Source organism: Roseovarius sp. M141, assembly GCF_024355225.1.
Lineage (GTDB): Bacteria > Pseudomonadota > Alphaproteobacteria > Rhodobacterales > Rhodobacteraceae > Roseovarius.
This window is the reverse complement of sequence record NZ_VCNH01000001.1, coordinates 1-17,866: the sequence shown is the minus strand read 5'-3', so window position 1 is coordinate 17,866 and position 17,866 is coordinate 1. Positions and strand designations below refer to the sequence as shown.

14 protein-coding genes and 1 pseudogene are annotated in these 17,866 nt (G+C 61.1%); 10 read left to right on the top strand and 5 right to left on the bottom strand.

Annotation, left to right across the window (positions count from 1 at the left end):
- Positions 1-55: 55 nt before the first annotated feature.
- From FGD77_RS00075 to FGD77_RS00065, 3 genes are read right to left on the bottom strand one after another with little or no spacing between them, the layout of a single operon-like run.
- Positions 56-1,870 (bottom strand): type IV secretion system DNA-binding domain-containing protein, encoded by a 1,815-nt coding sequence (locus FGD77_RS00075; protein WP_108693531.1) that lies wholly within the window; start codon positions 1,868-1,870, stop codon positions 56-58.
- Positions 1,867-2,133 carry a hypothetical protein gene (locus FGD77_RS00070; protein ID WP_255005344.1) on the bottom strand — a complete coding sequence of 89 codons (267 nt, stop codon included), beginning with the start codon at positions 2,131-2,133 and terminating at the stop codon, positions 1,867-1,869. The genes FGD77_RS00075 and FGD77_RS00070 overlap by 4 nt, the downstream gene beginning before the upstream one ends.
- 28 nt (positions 2,134-2,161) lie before the next feature.
- Positions 2,162-2,368: a TraC family protein gene (locus tag FGD77_RS00065; protein ID WP_255005343.1), complete on the bottom strand. Its 207-nt coding sequence runs from the start codon at positions 2,366-2,368 to the stop codon at positions 2,162-2,164.
- Between the two features lie 280 nt (positions 2,369-2,648).
- On the opposite strand from FGD77_RS00065, the gene traA reads away from it, so the two are divergent.
- The gene (traA, locus tag FGD77_RS00060) at positions 2,649-6,422 is read left to right on the top strand and encodes a Ti-type conjugative transfer relaxase TraA (RefSeq protein ID WP_108693528.1); all 3,774 of its coding nucleotides are present in this window, start codon (positions 2,649-2,651) and stop codon (positions 6,420-6,422) included.
- Between the two features lie 22 nt (positions 6,423-6,444).
- Here traA and FGD77_RS00055 read toward each other — a convergent pair whose 3' ends face one another.
- Both FGD77_RS00055 and FGD77_RS00050 read right to left on the bottom strand, forming a co-directional pair.
- Positions 6,445-7,419, bottom strand: coding sequence for a dihydrodipicolinate synthase family protein (locus tag FGD77_RS00055; RefSeq protein ID WP_108693527.1), 975 nt, complete (start codon positions 7,417-7,419; stop codon positions 6,445-6,447).
- 41 nt (positions 7,420-7,460) lie between these two features.
- Positions 7,461-7,736: a helix-turn-helix domain-containing protein gene (locus FGD77_RS00050; protein WP_108693526.1), complete on the bottom strand. Its 276-nt coding sequence runs from the start codon at positions 7,734-7,736 to the stop codon at positions 7,461-7,463.
- A 993-nt stretch (positions 7,737-8,729) separates the two neighbouring features.
- Here FGD77_RS00050 and FGD77_RS00045 point away from each other — a divergent pair.
- The 9 genes and pseudogenes from FGD77_RS00045 to FGD77_RS00005 all read left to right on the top strand — a co-directional run.
- Positions 8,730-9,095: an NADH-quinone oxidoreductase subunit A gene (locus FGD77_RS00045; RefSeq protein ID WP_108693525.1), complete on the top strand. Its 366-nt coding sequence runs from the start codon at positions 8,730-8,732 to the stop codon at positions 9,093-9,095.
- Positions 9,092-10,747 carry a heavy metal-binding domain-containing protein gene (locus tag FGD77_RS00040; protein WP_207768767.1) on the top strand — a complete coding sequence of 552 codons (1,656 nt, stop codon included), beginning with the start codon at positions 9,092-9,094 and terminating at the stop codon, positions 10,745-10,747. The genes FGD77_RS00045 and FGD77_RS00040 overlap by 4 nt, the downstream gene beginning before the upstream one ends.
- On the top strand, positions 10,744-11,643 hold the full coding sequence (locus tag FGD77_RS00035; RefSeq protein ID WP_108693524.1) for a complex I subunit 1 family protein: 900 nt from the start codon (positions 10,744-10,746) through the stop codon (positions 11,641-11,643). The genes FGD77_RS00040 and FGD77_RS00035 overlap by 4 nt, the downstream gene beginning before the upstream one ends.
- Before the next feature lie 8 nt (positions 11,644-11,651).
- Positions 11,652-12,155, top strand: coding sequence for an NADH-quinone oxidoreductase subunit J (locus tag FGD77_RS00030; protein WP_243405206.1), 504 nt, complete (start codon positions 11,652-11,654; stop codon positions 12,153-12,155).
- Positions 12,152-12,463, top strand: a complete 312-nt coding sequence (gene nuoK, locus FGD77_RS00025) for an NADH-quinone oxidoreductase subunit NuoK (RefSeq protein ID WP_108693522.1) — start codon at positions 12,152-12,154, stop codon at positions 12,461-12,463. The genes FGD77_RS00030 and nuoK overlap by 4 nt, the downstream gene beginning before the upstream one ends.
- Entirely contained in the window at positions 12,460-14,352 is a 1,893-nt protein-coding gene (locus FGD77_RS00020; protein WP_108693521.1) for an NADH-quinone oxidoreductase subunit L, read from the top strand. The genes nuoK and FGD77_RS00020 overlap by 4 nt, the downstream gene beginning before the upstream one ends.
- 12 nt (positions 14,353-14,364) lie before the next feature.
- Positions 14,365-15,825 (top strand): NuoM family protein, encoded by a 1,461-nt coding sequence (locus FGD77_RS00015; protein WP_108693520.1) that lies wholly within the window; start codon positions 14,365-14,367, stop codon positions 15,823-15,825.
- A complete protein-coding gene (locus FGD77_RS00010; protein ID WP_255005332.1) occupies positions 15,777-17,189 on the top strand; it encodes an NADH-quinone oxidoreductase subunit N in 1,413 nt (470 codons plus the stop codon). The genes FGD77_RS00015 and FGD77_RS00010 overlap by 49 nt, the downstream gene beginning before the upstream one ends.
- Before the next feature lie 129 nt (positions 17,190-17,318).
- A pseudogene (locus FGD77_RS00005) lies at positions 17,319-17,866 on the top strand (transposase); the annotation flags it as partial.

The window sequence follows — 17,866 nt, the reverse complement described above, 5'->3', positions numbered from 1 at the left end:
CGGTTGTGATGGAACGTCTTGCCTCTGCGTAATCTGAGCGCAATTCAAGGCAAACTCATCGTCGCCTGATGTGATCCTCTGACTCGACCGAACGCGCTGGCTCCCGCTCGCCAAACCGCATCTCCTCCTGCGCGGTGATGTCCTCCTGGCGGGCGAGTTCTGACGCGTCATGGAAGATTTCCCGCAGCTGCGTCGTCCATGTCGCGGGCCGTTCGGCCGCGCGCATGTCCGTCGATTTCGAATAGGGGACCAGCACGCGGTAGATATGCTTGCCGATCCCGCTCACGAGCACGTAGACGCCCTTCCTGTGCAGCAGCGGGCCAAGCTCGGTCTGGAAATCCGTGCGGTGCACGACCGGCTCGCGCTTCTCTTCACGTATCCATTTGAGCCGTCCGCCGCCGTCCGTGTCACGCCGATGGGTGATCATGATCGTATTGCCGAACTGCTCTTCTAGCCGTCGTGCGGTCTGGCCGACATTGATCTTGGCGATCACTTTCGTCCCGATCAGTGACTCGATCTGGTCGGCCGCCTGTTGGGAATACTTGGCGACCAGCTGCTCGACGCCCTGGATGCCGAGCACGACGGCCAGCCCCTTCGAGCGTCCCGTCTCCAGCATCGCCTCGAACCGATGCACTTTAGGCAGTTGCGCGAATTCGTCCACGAAGAGCCAGACCCGCCGCTCCTCACTATCGCCGAAAGAGATGTCCGAGACGTTCGATGACATCACCGTCAGAAACGCCGATATCCATCCTTCGGACTGATCCTGAAACCGCCCGGAGCGCTGCAGGACCAGCGTGCGGTCTTTCGTGTTCTCATTCAGGAGCCAGTGCCGAAGCGAGAATTTCGTTCGGCCCTCCGCGCCCTCCCGCCAGCCATAGGCGAGCATGCGCACCGCCCCCAGCCCCGCCGCCATGGTGGAGATCGTCGCGGACACCTGGCGGTAGTCCGCGTTCAGATAGATCATCGCGTCACGATGATACTGCCGCGCAAAGGTTTGCAACTGTTCGAGCGGCAGTTGGGTGGTCTCCATCAGCTCCCACCAGGTCCAGCGCTGCGGCTTGGTCTTCATCAGTGTGATGATGCAGAGTGCCAGGACGGTGCGCGACGAGTCCGAGAAAAACCGATCCTTGGTTTCCGGTATGATCCGGTTCGCCACCTCGATCGCATCCTCTTCGACGATGAGATCGTTGGCGATATCCCAGATCACCGAGCGATCGTCATGAGGCGCGAGCAGGAGCGGGTCTTGCGGCTCTTTCGCGCCCTTCGGCCTGGAGAAGGCCATGCGGGTGTAGTCGCCCTTGAAATCGAAGACGACGACCTTGTCGCCGCGCTCCATGACCGATCTGAGCAGGGGTAGAATGGTCTGGGTCTTGCCGCCGCCAATCGCGCCGAAGATCAGAAAGTGGTTCACTTCGCGCGACCGGCTGATGGTGAAATCGCCAAACCAATGCAATCCGCGCGTGTCGCGCTTGATCTCTTTGTTGGAGGCCCGTGCGAGCTGTTTTGGCCCGGCAACCGTCAACCCCGCTTTGACGATGAGGGGTCTGACCCGCAGGCCCCAGTCCCAGATCAGATATCCCAAACACCCGACCGCCATCGCCACGAATGCGGCAAATGTTGTCGTCCCCTGATAGAACTGGCGTTCCGAGGCCTGTGAGAGCGCCGTCTTGATCTGACGGCAATAGGCCTGGTCGAACGGGTTCAGACAGGCCTTCACATAGTCCCATCGGATCGGAACCGACGCACCATCCGGGGTATGATAAGCCAGCTGCATGAAGAACACCCAATAGGCGAGGCCCGCGAACAAGGCGCAAGTGACCGTGCCGATGATGAGCCAGCGATAGGGCGTGGCGTCCGGCTTGTAGATCATTGCTGCGTGCCCTCGGACTGGTCCAAACTCTCGACCTCCACATCGTCTCGGCGGGTCGCTGCGCTGCCGACATTGGCTGGCCTCGCATGATCTTTGACGAAGGCCCTGAGCGCATCTGTCCCACCTGTTTGAACGTAATAGGCCAGCACCGCTTCGATCTCTTCGACCGGCAAATGAGACGCGCCTGCGCGCACCACTGCCTCCCCGATGACGATCTTGACGCGGGTCTGCAGCTTTCGATCTGCGTGTTTGACGCGTTGCATCCGTTGTTCTCCCCTTGCGATTTGCGCCTCAAGCTGACGCAGGATTGGAAGGTCCGATCTTGCGGCGAAATCGTTCTGCGATCTGCTGAAACTCCTTGAGCAAGGCCGCGTCGGAAATCTCCAGTGTCGTCAGATTGGCTTTGGCGGCGATCTTGCCGATCTGATCCGCACGGCTTTCCAGGGCGGCAACGCGTTGCGCCTTGAGCGCTGCGATCTCCTTGTCGATATCGATCACGGATTTGGGTTTTTTGGCCATGGGTCTTGGTCTCCTAAGCGCTGAATTGCGGATGGCTGGCTCCACGGTATATCAACTCAATCCATAGCGCTATATATAACGATAGACAAAACGATATAATTACGGTAAATATTTGGAACAACGGCGCACTTATACGTCGCAAGCGACGGGCGTTGCTTGGCATCGCCGCACAAAAAGTCGGGTTTGGCGGTAGATGCATGACTGAAGCGGGTGCGAGCGATCCGCGACGAACCTATGCGCGCCGGAAAGGAGACGGGACGTGGCGATCTACCATCTTTCTGCGCAGATCGTCGGCAAGGGGGGCGGACGGTCTGCTGTTGCCGCGGCCGCCTATCGGCATTGCGCCAGGATGGAACGCGATGAGACCGCCGAAGAGATCGACTATTCCCGCAAATCCGGCAATGCGCATTCGGAATTCGCACTGCCAGAGAACGCGCCAGCGTGGTTGGTGGAATTTGCGGACCAGTATTCGCCGCCAGAGACAAGTGCGTTTTTCTGGAACGCTGTTGAAGCCAAAGAGGCGCGCAAAGACGGGCAGTTGATGCGCGAGATCGTCCTGGCGCTGCCGGTCGAGCTGAGTACGGAACAGAGCATCGAGTTGGTGCGGGACTTCGTCGCGCGCGAGTTGTCGGCGCATGGCATCGCCGCGGACTGGGCCTATCATGACATCGAGGACAATCCGCATGTGCACCTGATGACGGCGCTGCGACCGGTGACGGATGCGGGGTTTGGGGCCAAGCGCGTGCCGGTCCTCGGCGATGATGGCGTGCCGCTCAGGGGCAAGGATGGCAAAATCCGATATGAACAGTTCGCCGGCGGGCTGGAGCGGTTGCGGGAGATGCGCATGGCCTGGGCCGAGACCCAGAACCACCATCTCGCGAAACACGGGTTTGACATCCGCGTCGATCATCGCTCGTTCGAAGCGCTCGGCATTGATGCGGTGCCGAGTAAGCATCGCGGGACAGCGTCCGACAATATGGATGCGCGTGGTGACGTGTCGGAACTGGCGGAGAAGGCGAAGCTCGCGGCGCGGGAAAACTATCTGCGCTACGCAGAGGACCCGACGCTGATCCTCACAAAGATCACCACGCAGAAGGCGGTGTTCACCCGCCATGACATCGCGCGCGAGATCCACAGGACGGAGTGCTCCACAGCCGAGTTCCAGTCGCTGTTTTATCATGTTGGGGCGCATGAGGAACTGGTGGCCGTCGCGGCCCCCGCCTTCGATCCGTTCACAGGGGACGCCACAAGCGAGGCGCTATTCTCGACGCGCACGATGGTTGAACTTGAACATCGGATGGTCCAGAATGTCGACGGCTTGGCACGCAGAATGGCTGCTCCAATTGCCGACGCTGATCTCGACACAGCCTACAAGGTGTTCGAGATGAAGCGCGGGTTCGACCTTACCGATCAGCAAAGAATGGTTGTGCGGCACCTGACTGGCGAGACAGGGGCGGCGGCCCTTGTCGGCTATGCCGGTGCGGGCAAGTCGACCGCGACCGAGGCGACACGCATCGCCTTCGAGCACCAGGGCTATACGGTCGTTGGTGGCGCATTGGCCGGAATCGCTTCCGACAATCTGCGCTCGGAGGCGGGCATCGAGAGCCGGACCCTGGCCTCATGGGAGTATCAATGGGCGAAGGGCGATCTGCTGCCGACTGAGAAGACCGTGTTCGTGATGGACGAGGCCGGCATGGTGTCGTCGCGCCAGATGGAGAGCATCACGCGCACATTGAACGAGGCAGGTGCGCGGATGATTGTGCTCGGCGATGCGCGGCAGTTGCAACCCATTCAGGCCGGTGCCGCCTTTCGCGCCTTTGTCGATGTGACCGGATACTGCGAACTCGACAGCGTCGTGCGCCAGCATGAGCCGTGGATGCGCGACGCGGCGATCGCGTTCGGATCGGGCAGGACGCAGGAGGGCGTCGCAGCCTATCTGGACCGTGACAGGCTCGACTGGGCCGAGAGCCGGGAAGAGGCGCGCGCGAGTCTGATTCGGGACTGGTTGCCGTACCATCAGGCTTCGGCCGGCGTCACCGTCATGGCGCATCGAAACAAGGATGTGATCGCCCTCAATGTTGACGCACGCGAAGCCTTGAAGGGGAGAGATGCGCTTGGGGAGGACCACATCTTCGCCTCGGAGCGTGGCGAAAAACCGTTTGCAGTCGGCGATCAGATCCTGTTCCTCAAAAACGAACGCAGCCTCGGTGTCTTCAACGGCTCGACGGGTCAGGTGGTCGAGGCCGACAGAAATCGGCTGACCGTTCTGGTCGAAGGCCATGCCGACCCGATCATCCTGCGGGCCAACGAGTACAACCAGATCGACTACGGCTATGCGCGCACGATCCACAAGGAGCAGGGCAACACGGTTGATCGCGCCTTCGTCTATCTGTCACCGAGCATGGACGCGCAGTTGTCCTATGTGGCGCTGACCCGGCATCGCGATGACGTCACGCTCTATGCGGCGCGAGAGGATTTCCGCAGCCAGGGTGAGCTGGTCGAGCTGATGATCCGCGACCGTTTGCAGGATTCCACCGCGCTCTATCGCGACCGGCTCGACTATCGCGAAGTCGTGCGTGGGTTTGCCGAACGGCGCGGGTTCCCGACCACGCGGATCATTGCAGAGTTCGTCAAATCCAATCTTCACTATCTGCGCGAGCGACTCGACAGGCTGGCGGCACGGTTTGATCGTCTGCGTCACCCGGCACCGGAGCGCGAACAGGTCCGATTGTCGGATCGGGATGGGGGCCGTAAGGAGGTGGTGCGGCGCGTGCTTCCGGCGTCCCGGCCGCCCAAAATGTCCGTGCATCTGCAGCACTCCGTCAACCGCCTGTCTCACAATCTCGCCTCGGAAACCATTCGCGGTCGACAGGCGCGGGCGTTCGAGCGCTCTGCGCATTATGAGCTCAACCTCGCGCTGTCGGCAGAAGAGTTGCGGTCATTCAACGCCGATCTTCGGTCGGTCTTTCCAAAGAATGCGATCCTTACCCACGGCTTTCATCAGCCGAATGAGAACGCACCGGTTCTGGATGGATTGTCGGACGGTTGGACGCAGTTCGCGCGGGATAACTGGCCCGAGGTGTTCGCCGCGCAATGGGCAGAAACACGCGCCGAGTTGCAGCCGTTGACGGAGCGCAGCAGGCCCTGGGATGTCGGACGGGCAGCGGCATTCACAGAAGGGCCGGATCGCACGCCGAAGAGAGTTCAAGAAAATGATCCGGCATCAAACCGAGTGAGGTCTACCATGCAGACAGCAAAACCTCTGATCGATGCCGTTCCCGATTTGCCGCCATTGGAGGACCGAGAGATACGCACCCACGCCGCGAAGGACATTTCCGCTCGGCCGACCCTGGCGACGGCGAAAGACATCGCCGGACGGATCTATATCGAACCCGACCACGCCATTGAGCGGATGATGGCGCAGTACGGTGAGCGCGGGGACGCCAGAGCGTTGATCTCAGAAGTCGAACGGTCGCCGTCAAATTTTGGCGACCTACGCGGCACGACTCGTCTCGGGATCGCCAACGGGGACCGTCGCTCAGCACTCGAGCAGGTGCCGATGATGGCCCGGCAGATGGATGCTCATTTGGCAGTGCTGGACAGGATCAAGGAGCGGCGCAAAGAGCAGCATGAAGCACAGCGTATTGCCATGCGGAAACCGCTGCCAGACCTGTCGCGGGAGACCGGAGTGTTTCTCGATCAAATGGCTCAGGTGCACAGGATGCCGTCAGGCGCCGAGAAGGAAGACCGGACGCGCCTGCTGCTGACGGATAAGGCGTCGGTTCAGGAGGTCGTGCGGTTCCGACGGGCCCTTACCGAACGCTACGGCGAAGGCAGTGACGCGATCCGGAACGGCATCGCGCAGGACCCGGCGCTGACGGCACGGTCTGCCGCGGAGCGAGAACTTGTTCAGACCCGCGTCAATGTGGTCGCGCAGGCCATCCCGGTTCTCGGTCAGATGCGCGCACAAATCCGCCAGCTGGATCGCGCGCCAGAGCTTGGTAAGGACAATTCGCGAGGCATTGAGCGTTAGGAGGGCTGTCTGCCGCGAGGGTTCAGACCCAGCTGATGGGTTTGAGGCCGGTCTCGTCGACGACCTGATGTATCCGCCGCAACAGCTGGGAACAAAGCGGGTCAGCGTTGCCGCGCACGTTCGTGGATGCGAGCAGGCCGCGGTGATGGGCGACGGCGCGACAGATCCCCTCTTGGGTCATCTGGTCGTGGCCGGACAGTAGCCCGATGAGGGGTGAGAGCCGGTTGTGGAGCGCTTGCGCATCAAGAAACCGGCCAGTCCGTGAAGCTTGGTAGAGGGCGGCCACCTCATGCGGTGCCATTAGCGCGAAGGGCGACAACACGCCATCAGCGCCTGTGTTGAGATTGTGGAACAACGTGCCCGTGGAGGCCGGCAGGCAGGCAAGCGGTCGGCTGATGGATTTCAGGGCGTAATAATCTTGATCATATTGCATGACGTCGTCGTCCGCACCCATGGTGAAGCCGAGGACGTTGCCGCAATGCCGGGCGAGATGGGCGATTTCTTCGATGGCGGCAGAGCCGCGGCGTTCCCCGCAGTCGAAGGCGATGATGACGGGAAGGGGCAGTCGATCCACAAGATCGACCAGTGTCTCAATCCGCTCATCGACCGAATGCCCTTCATGTCCCTTCTGCCAATCTACCAGGCTTCCGATCACCGCGTCGGCACCCGCGGCCTGACAAGACGCGGTCTCATCAAGGGCGGCGTCCGAGAGCGTGCCGACATGTGAGAGGAGTAGCTGGCCAGGATCCAGCCCCGTACGTGTCATGCGAATGGCGTCGGTGCGCTCGGAGGCAGATAAGGTTTCGCGTCTATGAAACGCCGTGTTCACTGCGATCCCGACGATGCCGTCGATCCGGGCAAAACGGCGAGCTTGGTCGGCGACGGCATGCGCCAAAATCGTCCCATCGTCGTCAAACGGCGTGAGTGTCGGCACGATAATGCCCCGCGACAGACCTGAAACCACCTCTTCAAGAGTTGACTGAGTGAGCTTTGTCATTGAACAGGCCTCCTCACATGGTCGGACGTCCCGGCAGCGATTTAAGTTTTTGACTGCTGACCTAAGCCACTGTAGCCTTCCTGGCCTTGCGAAACGGCATTTTGTGGGTCCCTTGGCGCAAGAAGGACGTGTGGGTCCACGCCGAGGACCAGCGCGATCTTCTCCAATATGTCGAGGGAAACTGAGTATTTTCCGTTTTCGACCTTGCCCATGTAGCCACGGTTGACCCGCGCGCGCAGAGCCAGATCTTCCTGGCTGATGCCAAGAGACCGTCTCAAGTCCTGAATGTTTTGCCCGACGCGGTCACGTAAGTCCATGGCCGACAAACGGCCATAATGGTTAGTATCTAACCACGCGATATACTAACCATTCGACGTTGATCACAATTTTTGGAAAATCGCTTTGCAGGCTTGCCAAGCCTCACAGATTAGCACTGACGGCTTGTATCGCAGACCGGAACGATTCCAATCGTTGCTATCATTCGTGTTTCGAAAAGTTAGAACGCTGTGTAGTTCAGACAAGCCTTCTAAGTTGCCGTTGCTTTCATCGTACTCGCACAACACTTCGGCGTGTCTGGGCGGCATGAATCTGAGGAATTGTGACGAAAGATTCCGAAAAAAAGCCGCATCTGTGCTACAAGGCGGTGCCGCTCTGGGGCTTATCAGCCGAGCGCTCTGGCTCAAATTCTCGGAACATTGTCAGACCGCTATGATAGTTAGAGATGATGTTCCAAAGAGATGGCTCGGTTCGTTTGAATGGTTTCGAGCTATTTCCTAAGTGGATTTCCCGCCCGGTTATGCCGCGACCGCGATTGATTGCGGCTTGATCTGGTATGCATGATCGGGCGTCTGGCAACGCGCCCAAGATAACATAGTCTATGCCGATTTAGCAGGCAATGGCATCTGCCGTCTATTGCGCGGTCAGGGCCATCACCACGATCGCGGCAATTGGTTAAGTATCACACCCCTTGCCGCCACCGGTACTACCAACAAAAAGCCGCTGCCGAGGATCGAGGCAAGAGGCGCGCTCATTGTCGGAACGATGTTCCGCGCCCGCCGTATACGGGCGGGGCTTTGTGAAAGTGGCTTCATTGGTCTGGCCTGTCTATCCATGGACGGGCCAACAGTGCATTCCGCAGCAGGTAAGGCGGTCAATTTGTGATTTTCCCGTCGCGGGAAAATAAAAATGCGCTACAGTAACGCAATGTCCCAAGGTGCGTCCTGATATCCACCAATGCAAAGTTTGGCTGGCCCCAGTCCGCGTGTCGATCCGGGGTATCGTCAAGACGCCATGAAAGGCCAGAGTAAGGAATGAGCGCACTTGCCCAATATGCGGTCTTGTTCGGCCTGACGCTTGGCTCGGTCGGCTTCGTCCTGTGCCTATATGCCCTTGTCCGTGCAATCGGTCGAACACGCGATGAGCCGGGCAAGGATGTACCTGCCACCGCCGGATCGCTGTCGCGCGATCCGGTCTGGGTGCGGTATCACGCCAAATACTACGGCTATGCCTTGTTGTTTCTGGCTTTCGATATGGAAATGGCCTTCATGTATCCTTGGGCTGTTGTCTACCGCGAGGAAGGGCTGGTGGCACTTCTGGATATGGGCGTGTTCCTCGCCATTCTGTTCCTCGGCCTGCTTTACGGCTGGAGCCAGGGCGCCTTGAGGCGACAGGAATGATCGGGGCGCGTCAGGGGCCGATGAGCGTTCTGCAACGGCTCGTTGCGGCAGCCATGTCGCGCGACATTCGCGGCTTTGTGGTGCCGGGGGCGGATGTGGCACGGGCGGCTGGGATTGACCTTGGCGGCGCCGGGCTGCATCTGAGCGCGACGCCGCGCCATGCCAATGTCCTTGTCGTCATCGCCGCCCTACCCGCCGATCTGGTTGATTCCGCCAGCATTGCTTATGGCCAGATGCCGCGCCCACGGGCCATTCTGGCTTTGGGTGCCGGTGATTTGGCACCGCTGCCTGATGCCGACGCGACCGGGCCGTTGACGCAAGCTGGTCTGGTCGCGGCAATGGCCGATCTACGCCGGATCATTGCGATGGGGTCGTTCCAGTCCGAAGTGGGCGATTTCGACGCCCCGGCGCTGCAGACCCGCACCCAATACACTTGCCCGATGCATCCCGAAGTGGTGGCGGACGAACCCGGCTCCTGCCCCAAATGCGGCATGTTTCTGGTGCCCGCCGAAGACGCAGAGGAACATTCCGGGCACGACCATGAAGCCCACGGCAAAGGGCACGAGAGCAAGGGTGACGACCAGGACGGTCATGGCGCACATGGAAATGGTGAGACTATAGAAGGTGTCGAGGCGCATTTCATGTCGATGGCGGATCTCACCCGTGACATGCCGGCCAGCAGCGACGGCCTGAAGATGGAGTGGATCGACGTCCCCTTCGGGCCGTTCTTCCCTGGGCTGCCCGGTGGGTTGCGGCTGGACCTGACACTGGACGGCGACGCAGTCGTGAGCAGCCGCGCCGACAGCGCAGTGGGTCCGCGCGAACTCCTCCACGACGACGCGACCCTACCCGACGCCTTTGCCGACCACCTCGCCGCGTTATCTCTCCTCAGTCCGGTGAGCTATCGTCTGCTGGCTTGTCTGGCGCTGGAGCGGGCAGCCGGGCAAAGCGTGGCATCCGACGTCGCCCGCGCCCGCATTGCCGCAGTCGAGCGCGAGAGACTGGCCAGTCACCTCGGCTGGCTGGCCGGGTTCGGAGCACAGTCGGGCTTTGCTTGGCTTGAGAACCACGCGACGGCATTGCAACTGAAACTGCGTGACGCGACGGTCATCGAAATGGCTGCACTGACCACAAAGATCACCGCATTTCTGACACGGGTTCAACGCACCCCGTTGCTGAATTCCAGGTTGAAGGGGATTGGCCGATTGGTGGGCGGCGATGCCCTGCCCGGCCTGGTCGCGCGCGCGAGCGGCATCGCCCGCGACGCACGCGCAGATGATCAGATTTATGCCCAACTCGGCTTTGCCGTTTTGACGGCGAAGAGTGGTGATGCGCTTGCACGGCTGGCGTTACGTTGCGGCGAAATTTCCCAGAGTCTTGAGTTAATTTCGCGTGCGGGCGCAATTTCGCTACCAGAATCGCAAGTCATCGGCACGGAATCAGGTACCGGCGAAGCCGTGGTCGAAACACCGCGCGGCGCAGCCCGACTAAGCCTGACATTGCACCAAGGCAAAGTTACGGCTGCCGATATGAGTACGCCGACGGCGGCGCATATCGCCTTGATCGCGACCGTTGCGGACGGGCGGGAGTTGGGCGATGCGCTTACCGGTATCGGATCGCTGGACATCAGCCCTTGGGAGGTGATGGCTTGACGGTATTAACTGTGTTATTGTCGCTCGCGGCTGGCGCCTATCTGATCGCCGTGCTGGAAGGCTGGGCGGTACATGGACGGTTGCAACCCGCGCGCCCGGTGATCTCGGCGCTGGCGCTTCTTGGGCGTGAATCGCTGCTGGCGCGCAAGCCTGACCGGCTGTTTTTTGAAGTTGGGCCGGTGCTCTTGCTGGTGGCCGGGCTTTTGGCGGTGGCGGTCATTCCGCTGGCACCGGGGCTCATTGTCACAGATCTGGCGACCGGGGCGCTGTTTTTGAACGCGGCTCTGGCCTACGTGCTGGTCGCGCTGATCATGGCCGGATGGGGTCCGAACGGCGCTTACGGTATGATTGGCGGTTGGCGGTTTCTGGGGCAGTTCGTGGCCTATGCGATGCTTGTCGTGATGCCGATCACGGCCGTTGCGCTGCGCGCGGAATCGCTCTCAACCGTGGATATCGTCATGTCACAATCCGCACTCTGGAACATCGCCTATCAGCCACTGGGATTCGCGTTGTTCATCGCCGCCGCGATGGGGCTGTGCTGGTTGCCACCGCTGGACCTGCCCACTGCGCCGGGCGATCTGGCTGGCGGAATCGAGGCCGAATACACTGGCGTACGTCTTGCCGTTCTGCGTCTGGCGCGCATGGTCGTCATCCTGGCGCTGGCGGGTGCGACAGTGACCTTCTACCTCGGCGGCTGGCTTGGCCCATGGTTGCCCGCTTGGGCGTGGAGCGGGATCAAGATCCTGATCGTCGCTGGCCTGATGGTCAGCACCGGGCGGCTGGTGCCGCGGGTCCGCGAAGCGCGTTATCTGGAACTGAGTTGGAAGCTCGGTATCCCTTTGGCCCTGATAAATATCTTCGTTGTTGGCGTCATTGCTTTGGTGGTTGAGATATGATCGTACCGATGATCTTTCTTGTATTCTTCGGTGGCGCTGCGGTTTGGTTCGGCGTCGTCGTGTTCCGCACCCATTCGATGGTGCGCTCGGCACTGGCGCTTTTGTTCTCGCAGACCGCCGTGGGTCTGATGTTTCTGGTCATGCAGGCCGAGTTTCTGGGCGTCCTGCAAATAATGATGATGGCCACCGAGATGAGCGTTATGGCGATCTTCATGGTGATGTTCATGATGGACCCGGGCGGCTTGGGTGCGATGGATATGACGCATCAAAAGCGTTTGTCGCTCTGGGCAGGGGGCATTGGCCTTGGTGCGGCGCTGGCGGTTATCTGGTTGGCAGATTGGGGCCCGGCAGGGACCGACATCCCGGGTGCGGCACAGCAGACCGAAGATCTGGGGCGCGAGTTGCTGGGCCGGTCGATGCTTATCTTCCAATCCGCCGGTCTGACGATCCTGACGGCGATGGTGGCGGCAACGATGGTCGCAATTGCTCCGGCGAAGGAACAGCCGAAATGATTTTTGAGTTGATGATTGCCCTGACCGTGGGCGCCGCGATGTTCGGCACCGGTCTTTACGGCGTACTGAGCCAGACCAATCTGGTGATGATCATCATGGGAGTGGAGCTGATTCTTGCGGCCGCACTGGTCAACTTGGTGGCTTTCTGGCGCTATCTGCACCCCGAGGAACCGGCGGCGCAGATGTTCGTGCTGATCATCATGGCGGTGATGGCGGTCGAGATGACGGTGGGCTTTGGCATCGCCATCGCTCGGTTCCGCTCACGCGGGTCGGTCGAGATGGAAGAAGCGCGCGAGTTGAAGGGATGAGTTTTCTGGCTCTCACGCTGTTGGCGCCGCTGCTGTCAGGCCTGACGATCCTCGCGCTACGCCGCGCGCCCGAAGCGCTGGCGCTGGCCGGTACCGTTCTGGGCCTGATCGGCGCTGTGGGGCTATTCATCGCGGCGTCCGACGGCACAGTGGAGGCAGTCTTGCCGGGCCTGCCCGACATGCCATTGCGGCTGGTGGCGACGCCATTAACGGCAGTGCTGGCGCTGGTCGTGGCCACAGTCGCAGTCTTCGTTTTAACCTATGCAACAGGTTACATGGCGGGAGACCCTGAAAAAGCGCGCTTTTTCGGCACAATGCTGCTGTTTGTGACCGCGATGCAGGGGCTGGTGCTGGCGGGTGACTGGATCATGCTGCTTGCCGCTTGGGAAATGATCGGCTTCGCCAGCTACTTGCTGATCGGCTTTTGGCATGGTCGCGCGGGCGTGGCCAGTGCCGCAACCCGGGCTTTCCTTTATACTCGCAGCGCCGATTTGGGACTTTACCTTGGCGCCTTCCTGCTCATCGGCGTGGCAGGAACGTCAGAGATTTCCGCGACGCTCGCGACCACAGGCGCGCCTGCGCTGATCGCCGGGTTGTTAATGCTGGTCGCAGCAATGGGTAAATCGGCGCAAGTACCATTACAGGACTGGCTACAACGCGCGATGGCCGGGCCGACGCCAGTGTCAGCGCTTTTGCACTCGGCCACTTTGGTAGCCGCGGGGGCGATCCTGTTGATCCGCACGGCGCCCATGATGCCCGGCGGTGCGCTGCTGGCCATCGGTATCGTTGGTGGCCTCACTGCGGTCATCACCGGACTGATTGCGCTGGCGGAGCGTGATCTGAAACGGCTGCTGGCGGCATCCACCGCAAGCCAGTACGGGCTGATGCTAGTGGCCATCGGTGCTGGCGTGCCGATTGCGGCACTGCTGCACCTGATTGCCCATGCAGCAATCAAGAGCTCCCTTTTTCTGGGCGCAGGTGTGTTTCAGCACGACCGCGAGGGCACCGGGCTGGATACGCTGGCGGGTGCCGGTCGAGCGCGTCCCGGCATCTTTACGGGCTTCGCCATCGCCGCGCTGGCGCTGGCGGGCATCCCGCCGCTGGCGGCTTTCTTTTCCAAGGATGCAATCATCGCTGCGGCACTTGCAAGCACCGCCGCACCGTGGCTTTTGCCGCTGGCATTGGCCGGTTCGGTGCTGACCGGGACTTATATGGGCCGGGCGCTGAATGTGCTCTGGACCGGCGAGGCTGGTCCCGCACGTACTCCGGTGCCGTTCATGGCCATCGGCATGGGCGTTCTGGTGGCGTTGGCCGCCGGGCTTGGTTTCAGCTTCGGTGCGCTTGAACATGTGCTGGGGGCCCAGATCGAAAAGCCCGGCTGGATCGTGCCGGCAATGGGGCTGGCCGTGGCCCTTGGCGGGCTGGCGCTTGGCTGGTTTATGGCGCCTGCGCGGCTGCTCGGTCCGCTACTAGCACCTGCGCAAAACGGCTTCACTGTCGCGGGAGGAATGGACGGATTGATCCTGCGACCCTCCCTGTCGATCGCCGCCGCCTGCGAGGCGTTCGAGCAGCGGCTGCTGGCCGCGCAGGTCGGGCTGATCCGCAATCTGGGCCTTGGCACCGCGCGCCTTGCGGACCGGGGCGACGATACGCTGTTCGCGTTCTCGATCTGGATCGGACAGCAGTCGCTGCGTCTTGGCCAAGACACAAGGTCCATAGACACAAACTTTATCGACGCTGCGATCTTCGGTCTGGTACGGCGTATCGTCGAAGCCGGTGCCCGCGCCCGCCACCTGCAAAGCGGATTGATCCATCGCGAATTGGCGCTGACAGTGATCGGCATTGGGCTGATCGTCATCGTGCTGCTGACCGCACCGCATTATTTCTGAGGAGCCACCCCAATGCCGCTACTGACCATTGCCACCTTCCTGCCGATTTTGGGCGGGCTGGCGTTGATAGCGTTGCCAGTCCGATCGGCCCGGGTGGCTCACGGTCTTTCGATCACGGTGACGGGGCTGGTCTTTTTGATCACGCTTGCAATCTGGTCGCGCGGAATCGTGCCGGGCGGCTTCGCGCAGGTAGAGGAAATCGCCTGGATCCCGGCCATCGGGGCCGCCTACCGCCTGGGGCTGGATGGGCTCAGCCTGCCGCTGGTGCTGCTCACGTCTCTGCTGTTCCTGCTGTCGGCAATCTATTCGGCGCGGATCAGCGAACGTGTGCCAAGCTACGTCGTACTGATGCTGATGCTGGAAACCGCCTCGCTCGGCAGCTTCATGGCCCTCGACGGGCTGCTCTTCTACGTCTTCTTCGAGGTTTCGCTGGTTGGAATGTATTTCATGATCGCGGGATGGGGCTATGAAGACCGGCAGCGCGCGGCGCTGATGTTCTTTCTCTACACGCTGCTCGGCTCACTGCCGCTGTTGCTCGCGATCATCGGACTGTATCTGAGCAGCGGCACGTTCGACATGCGGGCCTGGATCGACGCCCCTCCGCTTGCCGGTTTGGGCGCGATGCTGGCGTTGATTGCGATGCTGTTTACCTTCGCGGTCAAGATCCCGGCCTTTCCGGTACACACCTGGCTGCCTGCCGCACATGTCCAGGCGCCTACGGCGGGTAGCGTAATCCTGGCCGGGGTGATGCTGAAATTCGGGACCTATGGTCTCGTGCGGTTTGCGCTGCAAATGACGCCCGAAACGTTCACGCGGGCGGGTGTTGTGATCCTTGCCTTCGGGGTGTTCAGCGCGCTCTACGGTGCGTTTGCAGCGCTTGCGCAAAGCGATCTGAAGAAGATGATCGCCTATACGTCGGTGAACCACATGGGCTATGTGGTGATGGGCGTGGCTGTGGCGGCACTTGCGAGCGATCCGGCGATCCGGGTGGTTGCGCTCGATGGCGCGGCCTTGCAGATGATCAGCCACGGACTGGTCACTGGGGCGCTGTTCTTTCTTGTGGGCATGTTGCAAGACCGCGCCCACATCCGCGACATGGGTGATTTCGGCGGGTTGCTGGGCCGGGTGCCGTGGCTTGGATGGGCCTTCGTCGTGTCGGCCTTCGCCTCACTTGGCCTGCCGGGGCTGGCGCATTTCCCTGCGGAGTTTCAGATATTCCTCGCGACGCTCAACACACAGCCTTGGGCCGTGGTCGCGATTATCGCTATTGTTGTCACTGCCGGACTGTACTTGCGTGCCATCGCCGCAGTATTTTTGGGAGAGCCGAACGAGAAATGGGCCGCAATGCCCGATCTTGGCCGGCGCGAGATGCTGGTGATCGTGCCGCTGTTGTTCCTGACAGTCCTTGTTGGCGTTGCACCGTCGTGGCTGTTGAACATGATCCATACCACAATGGCGAGCCTGTCGTTCTGATGGGCCGAGATCTGCCCTTCCTGATCCCCGAGATACTGCTGTCGCTGGCGGTCGTGGCGATGCTCATTGCCGAAATGGTGCGGATGGCACGGCTGGCGCTTTGGTTCGGACTAGCCGGGCTGGCGGTGGCGACGCTCGCCACGCTGCCACTGCTGACCGCCGATACCACCGTTTTTGGCGGCACCTACCGGATCGACCTGCTCAGCGGCTGGGCCAAGCTGATATTGCTGCCCGGAACGGCAATGGCGTTGTTGCTGGCGCGGGCAGAAATCGCGGGGCAGCAGCGTGAAGGCAGCGTCTATTCGCTTCTCTGCCTTGTCACGCTAGGCGCGTTGATGCTGGCGGGCAGTGGCGACATGATGCTGCTCGTGTTGGGCGTGGTGCTGACCGGGTTGGGGTCGTTTGCGCTTGTAGCCTATCCGCGCGACGACGCCGCGACCGAGGCAGGGATGAAATACCTCGTCTTCGGCGCGGTGACCGGGTCGGTGATGATCTACGGGCTGACGTTCTGGTTCGGTGGCGCGGGATCGACGCTGTTCTCAGACCTCGGCGCACTGGAGGACAAGCCCCTGATCGCCATCGCGGGGTTGACCGCAGTGATCGTGGGCCTCGGCTACAAGGCGTCACTGGTGCCATTCCACTTTTGGGCGCCCGATGCCTATGATGGCGCTCCCGTTTCCGTGGCCGCCTATCTGTCGGTCATCACCAAAGTTGCGGCGCTTTTTGCCTTTGCGCAGGTGCTGCGCGATCTGCCGGTTGAGAGTAACTGGCCTCTGGTGATCGCAATGATCTCGGCTGTGACCATGACCTACGGCTATCTGACTGCGCTGGTGCAGACCAATCTGGTGCGGCTGATCGCCTATTCCTCGATCGCGCAAACGGGCTATTTTCTGATGGGCATTGTGGCGCTCGGGACCAGCGCATTTGCGATACCCGGGCTGATCGTTCTGGGCGCCGCCTATGTCGCGATGAACCTCGGCGCTTTTGCCATCATTCTGCTGGCCGGGCGGGGCCTTGACGATATCCGCGGGTTCGGGCGGCGACGCCCGGCGGCAGGGGTGGCGATGGTGGTGTTTCTGCTGTCATTGACAGGCATCCCGCCGCTATTCGGGTTCGTCGGTAAGGTCTACCTGTTCGGAGCGGCTATTGACGCTGGTTATCTCTGGCTTGCAGTGATCGGCATCCTCAACTCGGTGTTGGCACTCGGTGTCTATCTGCGGATCGTGGTGCCGATGTATCAGTCTGCACCGGAGGCCACGAAGAGTTTCGATAAACCGTCGCCCCGTGCGCTCACTGCAGTCATCGGCGTGACTGCGGTTTTGACGCTCTGCATGGGACTTCTGGCGGGTTTACTGCCGGGCTAAGATCCGAAATCGCGGGCACCTAGCGCCCGCTGCTGGCCAGTATTTCACCTATAGGGCACCTCTAAAAATTGCCCAGACCTTGGCGATGCATTACAAAACGGGGATGAACTGACATTGGGCGATGTAGTGTTGGCGCCGCCGGGTTTCTTTGATCTTTCCGACCGCTACGCAAATTTGGACGTGAAAAAGGACCCGCTGCTTGAGATTATCGCCATGGTGCCATGGAAGGAGTTTCGGCCTTTGCTGGAGCGGGTCTGGCGCAAGCCGGATGCAGACAGCAAGTCCCGCGCAGGGCGCAAGCTGATGGACGCGGTGCTGATGTTCAAGACGCTGGTCTTGAGCGCGCTTTACAATCTTTCCGACGACCAGATCGAGTATCAGGTCCGTGACCGGCTGTCCTTCATGAAGTTTCTGGGGCTTGGCTTTGAGGACCGAGTGCCGGATGCCAAGACGGTGTGGCTGTATCGCGAGTCGCTGGCGCAGACGGGCCAGGTGGAGGGGCTCTTCCACCAGTTTGACGGGCATCTGGCGCGGCAGGGCTATATCGCCCGGGGGCGGGCAGATACTGGATGGTGAGGCATTGTAACGCCATTGGTCCGAGAGACAATGGCGAACGATTGTGCCGGTGCCGCGCAACCACAACACGCGTGACGAAAACGCATCCATCAAGAAGAGAG